The organism is Photorhabdus australis DSM 17609 (assembly GCF_000711895.1).
Classification (GTDB): Bacteria; Pseudomonadota; Gammaproteobacteria; order Enterobacterales; family Enterobacteriaceae; genus Photorhabdus; species Photorhabdus australis.
The window spans coordinates 77,082-89,128 of record NZ_JONO01000024.1; the positions used below are offsets into that span (position 1 = coordinate 77,082).

The 12,047-nt window shown below is 38.6% G+C and carries 7 protein-coding genes and 4 pseudogenes; all 11 read right to left on the minus strand.

The window, feature by feature from the left end:
- Nucleotides 1–118 precede the first annotated feature (118 nt).
- Nucleotides 119–751 (minus strand): CatB-related O-acetyltransferase, encoded by a 633-nt coding sequence (locus BO26_RS08240; protein WP_036770799.1) that lies wholly within the window; start codon nucleotides 749–751, stop codon nucleotides 119–121.
- Nucleotides 752–1,247: 496 nt separating this feature from the next.
- Nucleotides 1,248–1,358: pseudogene (locus BO26_RS23975) on the minus strand (helix-turn-helix domain-containing protein); the annotation flags it as partial.
- A 5-nt stretch (nucleotides 1,359–1,363) separates the two neighbouring features.
- Nucleotides 1,364–1,486 (minus strand): annotated as a pseudogene (locus BO26_RS23080) (IS982 family transposase); the annotation flags it as partial.
- Between the two features lie 309 nt (nucleotides 1,487–1,795).
- Entirely contained in the window at nucleotides 1,796–4,912 is a 3,117-nt protein-coding gene (locus BO26_RS08250) for an HsdR family type I site-specific deoxyribonuclease (RefSeq protein ID WP_036770800.1), read from the minus strand.
- Nucleotides 4,913–4,937: 25 nt separating this feature from the next.
- Nucleotides 4,938–5,159 (minus strand): hypothetical protein, encoded by a 222-nt coding sequence (locus tag BO26_RS08255; RefSeq protein ID WP_236637401.1) that lies wholly within the window; start codon nucleotides 5,157–5,159, stop codon nucleotides 4,938–4,940.
- Nucleotide 5,160: 1 nt separating this feature from the next.
- Nucleotides 5,161–6,324, minus strand: a complete 1,164-nt coding sequence (locus BO26_RS08260; protein WP_420864694.1) for a restriction endonuclease subunit S — start codon at nucleotides 6,322–6,324, stop codon at nucleotides 5,161–5,163.
- Nucleotides 6,321–7,379, minus strand: a pseudogene (locus BO26_RS08265) (type I restriction-modification system subunit M); the annotation flags it as partial. The gene BO26_RS08260 and the pseudogene BO26_RS08265, both read right to left, overlap by 4 nt.
- 194 nt (nucleotides 7,380–7,573) lie before the next feature.
- Nucleotides 7,574–9,088, minus strand: a complete 1,515-nt coding sequence (gene lysS / locus BO26_RS08270) for a lysine--tRNA ligase (RefSeq protein ID WP_036770804.1) — start codon at nucleotides 9,086–9,088, stop codon at nucleotides 7,574–7,576.
- A 9-nt stretch (nucleotides 9,089–9,097) separates the two neighbouring features.
- Nucleotides 9,098–10,196, minus strand: a protein-coding gene (gene prfB, locus BO26_RS08275) for a peptide chain release factor 2 (protein ID WP_110882716.1) whose coding sequence is annotated in 2 segments (ribosomal slippage) — nucleotides 9,098–10,120 and nucleotides 10,122–10,196 — 1,098 coding nt in all. Because the reading frame shifts where the segments join, the coding sequence is not laid out codon by codon here.
- An 868-nt stretch (nucleotides 10,197–11,064) separates the two neighbouring features.
- Nucleotides 11,065–11,529: a DUF6392 family protein gene (locus tag BO26_RS08280; RefSeq protein ID WP_036770806.1), complete on the minus strand. Its 465-nt coding sequence runs from the start codon at nucleotides 11,527–11,529 to the stop codon at nucleotides 11,065–11,067.
- A 242-nt stretch (nucleotides 11,530–11,771) separates the two neighbouring features.
- Nucleotides 11,772–12,047, minus strand: a pseudogene (locus tag BO26_RS08285) (DUF6392 family protein); the annotation flags it as partial.

Below are 12,047 nucleotides of genomic sequence, written 5' to 3' on the forward strand. Positions count from 1 at the left end.
ACCGTTTGCGACTTGCGTGCCGAAACGGTATATCAGTTAATAATTAATGGACTTCGGTTAAATAATTCAGTAATTAGATATTGTGAAAAATTACACTTATTGAATCCAGCCTAATTAACTATTCCTCTACATATGATTTTACAGCAGATATTAACGCGTTAATATCTGAAGAACAGAGATAGGGTTTTAATGCATTAAATTTCTCTTCCGACCAATCATATATTTTTAACGTTAACAGTTCATTTATGATATGCAGTGCAAAGCGATATTTCACTAATTTCGCAGGCGAGCCAGCCACAATACTATATGGTTCAACATCTTTAGTTACGACGCTATTAGCGGCAACTATAGCACCTTCTCCGATCGTAACACCTGGCATGATCATCGAACGAATACCAAGCCATACGCCATCATGAATATGCGTATCACCTTTGCCTACGTATGCGTCTTCAATACATTCCATAAATGGATATAAACAGAACCAATCTGCTCTGTGCGTATTGTTTCCACCCATAAGAATGATGGCTTCAGCACCTATGCAAACATAATCGCCAATATACAATTTATCAATTGGCCACTTAGACTCCCACTGAAGGCTGATCTTATCACCGTATAAATAACGCACGACAGATTCTTCAAAACCACCACTCCAACAATCACTATAGTAGCTATGTGTGCCTTTGATGATAATATTTTGATTAGTTACAGCTTCATGTAACAGTTGGGTTTTCGACCAATGTTTTTCTTTCATGGTAAACAGTCTCTATTGATTATTTATTTACCATAGAATGCTTTCTATGGTGATGTATCCGCATTCAAAACACATCATGTCTAGCTGATTCGAGGCTGATTTAGTAATGGGATTATTTTCATATTAAACAACATATTTTCAATGTGAACGAGATGAAGAGTATAGAACAAAACACTTAATATATTAATTTTAAACAAAAATATTTATTCTATTTTTGATTCTATACACATTCCTATATATTGTTTTTTGCTAAAAAACCTCAAAAATATCGTTTTGCTGTTGTTATATTTTTCAATATGTGATCTATATCTCATGTTTTCACAATAAGGTTAGTGTGCTATGTGCTAATCGTTCCAGGTAATACATAACCTCATTTATTCCTATGGCATTTTAAATGAAAAAAGCCGTGAAGTTTAAAAAATGGTCGAATTAAGCAGCCATTTTAATCTCAGGGCTTTGTATAAACATTTATTATTTTCACGAAATATATCACAAATTAAAGCGGATTATTATTGCGAACCCTGCGCTTAATAAGTTGACCACATTTATCAAAATAAGGACTAGGCCAGATTTCAGAAGGATGGATTTCAAGATAATTAACCAGAATTCTGTTTAAGCCGTCACTGAAAAATCGTCTTCCGAATAGAAAATTTTCAGTGATGGCTTCTTCCATTTAAGACAATAAGCAATCAAACCGCCTAAAACGGTCAACATAAATCCTGTTATACGACAATGGGCAAACAACCCTTAGTACTGCTTTGTAATCCTTTGAAACAGTTTTGAGACTTGTCCATGGCCTGCTCCACCCCGGAGCAGTTTTTGGTGTGCACCAAAACTTTGCTCCTAGAACAGGCTTCTCGTCAATTTCTTATCCATAATTCGGGTTAATTACAGTCTGCTGTTGTGTATTAGCTTATACCCAATAGATTTCAAGATGCATCGCGACGGCAAAGGAGCGAATCCCCGGGAGCATAGATAACGATGTGACCGGGGTGAGTGAGTGCAGCCAACAAAGAGGCAACTTGAAAGATAACAGGTATATACCTATATTTGCCCACCTACCCCTTTAAACTTCTCAACAAATGCAGCAATTTTCTGGAAAACGGTCTGCTTTTTCGTTCTGTATTCCGGATTAAGTGGACTTAACTTTGGTAGCGTTGAATTTAGCTCTGTGCCGTTTCCACTTGCATATTCTCGCTTTAACGATACTGCAATATAACGCTTAGCCGCATCTTCATTTAATTTCTCCGAGCTAATTAACTCTTCTGCCTCACGTTTTTGTTCAGCTTGAGCAAACTTGAAAAATTCATCAATAATACTGGCCTTGTCGATAATTTCATCCAAGTTAGTTTGATTAATGAAATCAACAATTAGACTTTCTTTTGCTCGATTACCAAGGCTGGAACGAATTAAACGGCGAACTTCATCAATTAACTCTGCCTTATTTTTATTCTTTTTATTGTTTTCAAAAATCAACTCAAGAATGTAATCTAAATTAATTTCCTGCGATTTGAGCAAGTCCACTTCAAAGACGACATCATCCCAGTCAATAGTAGATTTGTCTTTCTCGTTAGACGACTTTTCACGGCGTAACCAATCACGCGTATCATTATAGGTTGAGCAATAATCTTGAATAACACGCTCAGTTGGCATCTCAATCGCTTGCATCGCAGCAATATCTTCATCACTTAGGTAGTATTTAGCCTTAAATGCCTCAACAGCCTCCGGATTACTAATATCTACATGTTGTAGAGCCTTTAATCCTGCAAATTCATCATAGTTTTGCAGTACATTCTCCGCACGCAAATATTCACCAAATAGCTTGGCAAAGTCCTTTTTATCTTGCTCTTTAACAATATTATCAGGATTAGGGAAGCGTCTTTGCAGTTCAGCCACTACATCCAAAAATCCACGGCATACTTTGCCGGTGATTAAATCGGTAAAGCCTTCCATGTATTCTTTATAACTTTTTTCCAGCACCACGTTTTTGGTGTTCTTATCACCAAACAAAGTGATAGCGTCAACCGTAGCTTGTTCTAAATCCCGGAAGGTGACGATATTGCCAAAGGTCTTCGTGGCGTCATAAATACGGTTAGTGCGTGAAAAAGCTTGCATTAGGCCATGGTAACGCAGATTTTTATCGACAAATAAAGTATTCAATGTCGGCGCATCAAATCCCGTTAAGAACATGCCGACAACAATCAGTAAATCTACTTCTTGATTTTTCACTCGCTGAGCAAGGTCTTTATAGTAGTTTTGGAAACCTTTACTATCTACACCAAAATTCATTTTGAACGCTGCATTATAATCATCAATAGCTGCGCTTAAAAATTCTTTGGCACTGCTGTCCATTGCAGAGAGCTCAAAACTTTCATCAATAATCTCACCAATAGCATCTTGCTCTTCATTAGCGGCGAAAGAGAAGATGGTGGCAACATTAAGCGGTTTTCTGCTCGTTTTATTTTCATCAGCCTCTTTTTGTAAATTCTTAAACGCTTCATAATAAGCTTTGGCAGCATCCACACTACTAACCGCAAACATAGCATTAAAACCCTTGCCTCCGGCCTGGAGACGATGCGTTTTTTGCCTGAAGTTATTTAAAATATACTGGGAAATTTCACGAATACGAACAGGATGTAAAAAAGCTCGCTTGTTTTCTGCCGCTGTTAATCTTTTCTCGTCTTGTTCTGTTTCAATGGACTTAAACTGTGGTCTTACATCGTTATAATCAACTTTAAACTTCAATACTTTTTCATCACGAATAGCATCGGTAATCACATACGAATGTAATTCTCGGCCAAACACCCTACCGGTGGTGTCTGCACCCAAAGCGTTTTGCGGGAAAATTGGCGTGCCGGTAAAACCAAATTGATAATACTTTTTAAATTTCTTCTTTAGGTTTTTTTGTGCTTCACCAAACTGGCTGCGATGTGCCTCATCAAAAATAAACACTACTTGCTTATTGTATATTGGTAAATCGCTTTCACTTTTTATTAAGTTATTAAATTTTTGAATGGTAGTAACAATAATTTTATTGTCATCTTTTTCAATATTCCGTTTTAGCCCTGCGGTACTCTCCGAACCATTAACGCTGTCAGGCGAAAAACGTTGATATTCTTTCATGGTTTGGTAATCCAGATCTTTACGATCGACCACAAAAAACACCTTATCGATAAAATCCAACTCAGTAGCCAAACGCGCCGCTTTGAAACTAGTTAAGGTTTTGCCCGACCCCGTGGTATGCCAAATGTAGCCACCACTTTCAGTATTACTCCAATTTTTAGCCTGATATGCACTTTTAATTTTCCACAAAATACGCTCAGTAGCCGCTATTTGATAGGGACGCATCACTAACAAAGTATTGCTAACATCAAATACAGAATAATGAATTAATACATTCAGCAAGGTATTTTTCTGAAAAAACGTGGCTGTGAAATCTTTTAAATCTTTAATCAGTGTATTATCAGACTTGGCCCAATTCATGGTGAAATCAAAACTGTTTTTATCACGCTTAGTCGTATTAGCAAAATAGCGCGTGTCTGTACCGTTTGAAATCACAAAAAGCTGTAAGTATTTAAACAGTGAGTTTTCTGTATTAAAGCTTTCTTTACTATAACGGTGCACTTGGTTAAAAGCTTCGCGAATAGCAACTCCGCGCTTTTTAAGCTCAACTTGTACCAATGGCAGGCCATTAACCAAAATGGTTACATCGTATCGATTCGCTTGCGCCCCTGTTTGCTTGAATTGCTTAATGATTTGTACTTTATTACGGGCAATATTTTTCTTATCGACTAGATAGATGTTCTCAATATGCCCATCATCAAAAACAAAATCGTAGATATAATCGTTATGAATCTTACGAGTTTTGTCTATGCTGTTATCGCTGTGCTTATCTAAGTATTGCTCAACAAAGCGTTGCCACTCACTTTCTGAAAAATTAACATTATTCAGTACCTGTAATTGCTCCCGCGCATTAGCCAGCATGTTTTGGGGCGTGTTTAAACCAGTAACATATTCATAACCTTGGTTGATTAAATCGTCGATCAATTCCCGTTCTAAATCACCTTCGCTTTGATAGGTTTCATTTAGCTGCAATTCCTTAGTGTATTTATCAAGTACGATAAAGTTATTTGATTCAGCAACAGTTTTGTATTCGTGCATACTTCACCTATAAATTCGATTCACTCTAATTTTCTGCCTGTTGGAAGCGGTACATAGTGTTAATTTCATTAACCAGATAGCGCAAAACACGCTTATCATCTTCCGTAAGCTCAGAGACCTCTTCACCTGCATGTTTTGAATGACTAGAGATATTAATAATCCTGGCTTCATAAGGATTGGGCCTGCCATCATCGGTTTTTGGCAATAAATCACCCCACTTTTTATAGCCAAGAAAAGTTTTGCTCATATTACGCCTCTACCTCTGGCTTGGGGAAACTCAACAGCAGATCGCGATAATATTCGTATTGCTTTTGACGTAATTCAATTTCTCGCGGCAGACCTTCGCTAATGGAATGAGTTAAAGCATCGAATTTATCTAATATAGCTACTATGCGCTCTTGTTCGACAAGTGATTTTTCAGAATCGCTCGGATACGGAACAGGGATCGTTGTTTTTTTGATATTATCATTATATAAACGTTTGATTACTCCGCCATCGGAAATATTCCAGTTGGCAATTTGGTAAAAATAAAACAAATATTTATTTAATACCTGACTTTCATCATTTTCAATCCATACGATATTACTATCCTGAAAATAGGCATCTTTCCCATCAAATATGACTGATCTTCCGACCGTACCACTTGCAGAAATTAGAACCTCTTCAGTTTTTGGGTAGCTATATTTTGCTTTATATTCATCAAATAATTCTCGTGTAATAAAAGCATTAGGCTTTTTTCCAAATGTTCCAATTTTATAAAATGGAATATCTCCTGTTTCGAGGGTTTGGTTTTTTAAAATTCGTTTGCACATGCGAACCTCACCAATTTCCCCCAAAGTCTTCCACTCCACCTCACTTTCTTCAAAACTCAACAACTGGTCGCGATAATAGTTGTACTGTTTTTTTCGGGCGGTAAACTCAGCGGTAAGTTTAGCGGTAAGCTTAGCTGTAAGCTCAGTAAAGGTGTCCAAAATACGGACGATTTCTTCTTGGATATGAAGTAGAGGGATAGGGATTTGTATTTTGTTTAATACAGCCTGCGTCAGACTAGGTCTTCCTGATCCTGTATCTAACGCCAATAGATCAATAGTTTTAATAAAATAATATAAAAATTTAGGGATAATTTTCTTAGTATTAATTTCTGTATAGTAAATTGTGTCAACATTCCAAAAAGGTGACTCAATATAAAAAATATTTGTTATCGAGCCCTTGCGGGGAATTAAAACCGTTGGCTTATTATATGAATAAGTATCGACATACCCCATGATCCCGCCTGAACCATACACTGGAATATCGCCAGAATTCAATCTCTTCCAATCTTTGCCATGTTTTATTTTCGCCACTTCCCCCAAAGCCATCCATTCCACCTTAACGCCATCAAGCAGTTTTTCCATAAAACTCATATTGCTCACGCCTTATTCTCCGTTCCTTCAATCTCAGCAACAATGGCATCAATATCTGCCCGTAGCTGGTCAATTTTTTTAACGGTGGTCTTTAATTCAGCATTGAGTTTTGTAATATCAATTACTTCGCGGTTGTCTTTAACTTCGACATAGCTACTCACCGATAGGTTGTAATCGTTAGCGGCGATGGCTTCAAAACTGACTGATTTAGCAAAATGTTCAATATCAGCTTTGCTATCGAACACCTGCATGATTTGTTCGATATGGCTATCTGTAAGTACGTTGTTATTGGTTTCTTTTTTAAACAGCGTGCTGGCATCAATAAACTGGGTTTTGGTATCAATTTTGTGTTTAGACAGCACAAGAATATTTACAGCAATGGTCGTGCCAAAAAACAGGTTAGGCGCTAATGAGATCACGGTTTCAACATAGTTGTTATCTACCAGATATTGGCGGATCTTTTGTTCAGCTCCACCACGGTAAAAAATACCCGGGAAGCAAACAATCGCCGCGCGGCCTTTGCTGGATAAGTAACTCAATGCGTGCAGTACAAAGGCAAAGTCGGCTTTGGACTTCGGCGCTAATACACCAGCGGGAGCAAAGCGGTCATCGTTGATCAGTGTTGGATCATCACTGCCAATCCATTTCACTGAATACGGTGGATTAGAGACAATGGCATCGAACGGTTTATCATCACCAAAATGCGGTTCGGTTAAAGTATTGCCCAACATAATATTAAACTTGTCGTAGTTAATGTTGTGCAAAAACATATTCATACGTGCAAGGTTATAAGTGGTATGGTTAATCTCCTGACCAAAGAAACCGTCTTCAATAATGTGGGCATCGAAGTGTTTTTTGGCTTGTAATAGCAGTGAGCCAGAACCAGCGGCTGGATCATATATTTTATTCACGCTGGTTTGCCCGTGCATGGCGAGCTGAGCGATTAGCCTGGAAACGTGTTGTGGTGTAAAAAATTCACCGCCTGATTTACCTGCATTAGCCGCGTAGTTAGAGATTAAAAACTCGTAAGCATCACCAAACAGATCAATCTTGTTATTTTCAAACTGGGTCATTTAGGACTGCTTCCAAATTGCTGAATCCGATTAAGTGGCGTTCTGGTGGCTGCATCATGGGAAGCTGCATCTTGAGAAAAAGCCCGTATTGATTTAAGTTGCCTGCATTTCAATCAGTTGAAAATAAAAACTCCCCTGACTGCTATGCCATAGGGGAGTTGAGATTTAAAACTTAATTCGGTCTGTTATTTCTGTGGGCGCATCGCCGGGAACAGAATAACGTCACGGATGGTATGGCTGTTAGTAAACAGCATGACCATACGGTCAATACCAATACCTAAGCCAGCTGTTGGTGGCATGCCGTGTTCCAAAGCCGTTATATAATCTTCATCATAGAACATCGCTTCATCATCGCCGTCATCTTTCTGACGAACCTGTTCAGCAAAGCGTTCTGCCTGATCTTCAGCATCATTCAATTCTGAGAAGCCGTTCCCAATTTCACGTCCACCAATAAAGAATTCAAAACGGTCAGTGATAAACGGATTTTCATTATTACGGCGAGCCAGTGGAGAAACTTCTGCCGGATATTCAGTGATAAATGTTGGTTGAATCAAGCGGCTTTCAGCTGTTTCTTCGAAAATCTCACATTGAACACGACCAAGTCCCCAGCTTTTCTCAACTTTAATACCAAGAGATTCAGCAATAGCCACCGCTTTATCCATATCTTCCAGATCCGCCATATTGGTCTCGGGACGATATTTGCAAATAGCTTCTTTCATGCTCATTTGAGCAAATGGTTTACCGAAATCGAATTCCTGCTCACCATATTTGACCCGTGTATCCCCCAAAACATCCTGAGCCAGGGTACGGAATAACTCTTCGATCAGCACAATCAGATCTTTGTAATCTGCGTAAGCCATATAGAGTTCTAACATCGTGAACTCAGGGTTATGCCGCGGAGATACACCTTCGTTACGGAAGTTACGGTTAATTTCAAACACACGCTCAAAACCACCAACCACCAAACGTTTCAGGTAAAGCTCCGGTGCAATACGCAGATACATATCAATGTCCAGCGCATTGTGGTGAGTAATAAACGGACGTGCCGCCGCACCACCAGGAATCACCTGCATCATCGGTGTTTCCACTTCCATAAAGCCTTTACTGATTATAAAGTTACGCATTACCGACAAAACCTGAGAACGAATCTGGAAAGTCTTGCGCGATTCTTCATTAGCGATCAAATCCAGATAGCGCTGGCGGTAACGGGTTTCCTGATCAGCCAAACCGTGGAATTTATCCGGCAATGGACGCAGAGCTTTAGTCAACAAACGCAATTCAGTACAATGGACGGAAAGCTCACCAGTCTTGGTTTTAAACAACTTACCACGTGCGCCCAGAATGTCTCCCAAATCCCATTTTTTAAATTGTTCGTTATAAATACCTTCCGGCAAATCATCGCGAGCAACATATAGCTGAATACGACCACCCGCATCCTGTAGCGTGACAAAAGAAGCCTTACCCATGATGCGACGAGTCATCATACGACCGCCAACTGTCACTTCAATATTCAGTGCTTCCAGCTCTTCTTGGGTTTTGTCGTCATATTTCGTGTGCAGCTCTTCTGAAATGTTTTCACGATGGAAATCATTTGGGAAAGCAATGCCATTTTCACGTAAAGCCGCGAGTTTCTCACGGCGGGTTTGCAATTCGTTATTTAAATCGGGAGCCTGTCCGGTACCCTGTTGTTGTTGTGACATTTTAGTTCCTCATAGGCCAGCTTTAAGGCTTGCTTCAATGAATTTATCCAGATCACCATCCAGCACAGATTGAGTATTGCGAGTTTCAACACCGGTGCGCAAATCTTTGATGCGTGAATCATCCAGAACATAAGAGCGGATTTGGCTGCCCCAGCCAATATCAGATTTGTTCTCTTCCATTTCCTGTCTGTTGGCATTCTTCTTCTGCATTTCCAGTTCATACAGCTTCGCTTTCAGCTGTTTCATTGCCTGGTCTTTGTTTTTATGTTGAGAACGGTCATTCTGACACTGAGTCACAATGTTAGTTGGAATATGGGTAATACGCACCGCGGATTCTGTTTTGTTAACGTGCTGTCCACCCGCACCTGATGCGCGATAAACGTCAATACGTAAGTCTGCCGGGTTAATTTCAATATCAATATCATCATCGACTTCAGGATAGATGAACGCAGAACTGAACGAAGTATGACGACGACCACCAGAATCAAATGGACTCTTGCGGACCAAACGGTGGACACCGGTTTCAGTACGCAACCAACCATAAGCATAATCACCTATGATTCTAATAGTCGCTGATTTCAACCCGGCAACTTCACCATCGGATTCTTCAATGATTTCAGTTTTAAATCCTTTAGATTCAGCCCAACGCAGATACATACGCATCAGCATACTTGCCCAATCCTGAGCTTCAGTACCGCCAGAACCTGCTTGCAAATCAAGATAACAGTTAGCACTGTCATACTCACCAGAGAACATACGGCGGAATTCTAATTGACCCAATTTGCCTTCAAGCTGTTCCAATTCAGCCACCGCTTCATGGAAAGTCTCTTCATCATCAGCTTCTACGGCCAGTTCCAACAAACCCTGTACATCTTCCAGACCTTGCTCAAGCTGATCAATGGTCTCAACAATCTCTTCCAGTGAGGAGCGTTCTTTACCCAAAGCCTGTGCCCGCTCCGGCTCATTCCAGACATCAGGTTGCTCCAGTTCGGCATTAACTTCTTCTAAGCGTTCTTTTTTGACATCGTAGTCAAAGATACCCCCTCAGAACCGTTGTCCGCTCAGACAGGTCCTGAATGTGGTTTTTTACCGGATTAATTTCAAACATATTTTAGTGTCTTACGTTGTGTAGTCGTAAATAAATGGGATGTTTTTCGAACCGCGCATTGTAGCGGATTTAGCAAAAGGTTTATAGCATTTCAACCGATTTGTAACGTATTCATTGCTGCCAGTTTATGGGAAATACTCATGCATCGTCTTGGTTATTGATAATCAAGCAAGATTCCCGTTGAGCTTGCACAGCACAAAGTGGTCTGGCTGGAGATTTTATATCAAGCAGGATTCTCACCTTCTGGTGGTTGCAGAGATAAACTATGCCCGGCACCCTGATAGATACAGCATGACTAAAAGCGTCTTATTTACTGCCATATTTAATGATTTATTGACGATGTTATTCCTCCGTTTATTTTACATTTACCTAATCCGCCATAACCATTTAAAAGCACAAATGCAGGGATAGTAAATATCGGGGATTAACACCATGAATTTTAAAACTGGCCTATTATATAGTTATCAGTGAAAAATTAAAAACAAAAATTAACTCTGTTAATGCTTATATCCCTTTTTGTGAAAAATAACAAATAAGAATATCAATTGCTTAATCAAAAATGTATTTTCAAAAAGGAAATAACTTTATTAACACTTTCAATTTTAAGTAAACTTTGTCTTAAATAAGTTAAATAATCTTTACAGGAATAATAAGCACCAGAATATAATCGCGAAAATACTTTTCTTCCGGCATCGGGAGCGATTCAATATCGCTGCCCATTTTATCCAAAGAAGATAAAGAGATTACTCCGCGCTAAAAATTCAAGTAATTATTCCATTTTGGTTAAGCCAATTCATCTTCAATTTAACTTTTCAAACTGCTGATTGATGAATTGGCTCTTAAAAATAGGTATCCCTTTTATTATTAACTACCAGCGCACTCTATTTGTAGGTAAGAATGTAACTCGACTAACTCGATCTAAATCATCATGCGATATTTGCATGCTGATTCCCGACTTACCTTGATAGGAATAAAGATATGTCCAACCAAATTCACGTTTTAATGCTTTAAATGGCGGGGCAGTTTTAGTTGGCTTTCCTAAATTATCATTTACCCATTGACGATTCATCTCCTTATTTAAAGGATATGGCATATCGTTTGGAAAAACAAAGCCAGGGCGATCAGGTATAAGTAAAGTTAACGTCATCTCTATAAATACCTTAGTTTCTCGATTAAATGATAAAAAAACATCCTCTTTCGCCATATTTAAGAATATAGTTTTATCTCCAGCAAAACCTCTTGGTTTAGTTTTATAAGGAATTAACCCTTCATTAAAAATTTCCTGATAGGTTTTCCCCAAACCATTAATTAATTCTTCAACATTAATCGTCACTATTTATATAACCTCTTTATTTATATCTGACCTATAGCATATAAACATGGATAACGGCTTATTAACCGCTATCCAAATAAAGGTATAAAATTTAAAAAACATTCCAGAAAACATCTATACAATTTGTTCAAATGCTAATACATCTACTCGCAAATCAGTTAAATATGAAAAATGAATATTTGTATTAGGGTATTGTTCGCTTAGTTTAAGTGTATAAGCATCAAACCCACCCATAAGCCCTATTACCGGAACTTTTTTGGACCACCGCTGGAATCAGGCTCCCCCATGAGTGTTCTAACGGTTTTTTTATCCATTGAGTTTAAAAATGGAGGAGGCATATCACCATTATATGAATCATTATTATCATAAACATTGATCAATACAAACTCCACTGAACACAGTCTCCTTGAAACATGGTGAAAAGTTAACCTCAGACCGGGTTCTGGTTTACAGAAAAACTCATCATCTCCTTCAAATAAATATTCAAACTTATTAGCTGGAATAATCTGTTTTTCAAT

Coding starts and splice junctions, on each gene's coding strand:
- BO26_RS08250 (WP_036770800.1), bottom strand. CDS start 4,912: ATGCACGAATACAAAACTGTTGCTGAATCAAATAACTTTATCGTACTT.
- lysS (WP_036770804.1), bottom strand. CDS start 9,088: ATGTCACAACAACAACAGGGTACCGGACAGGCTCCCGATTTAAATAAC.
- BO26_RS08240 (WP_036770799.1), bottom strand. CDS start 751: ATGAAAGAAAAACATTGGTCGAAAACCCAACTGTTACATGAAGCTGTA.
- BO26_RS08255 (WP_236637401.1), bottom strand. CDS start 5,159: ATGAGCAAAACTTTTCTTGGCTATAAAAAGTGGGGTGATTTATTGCCA.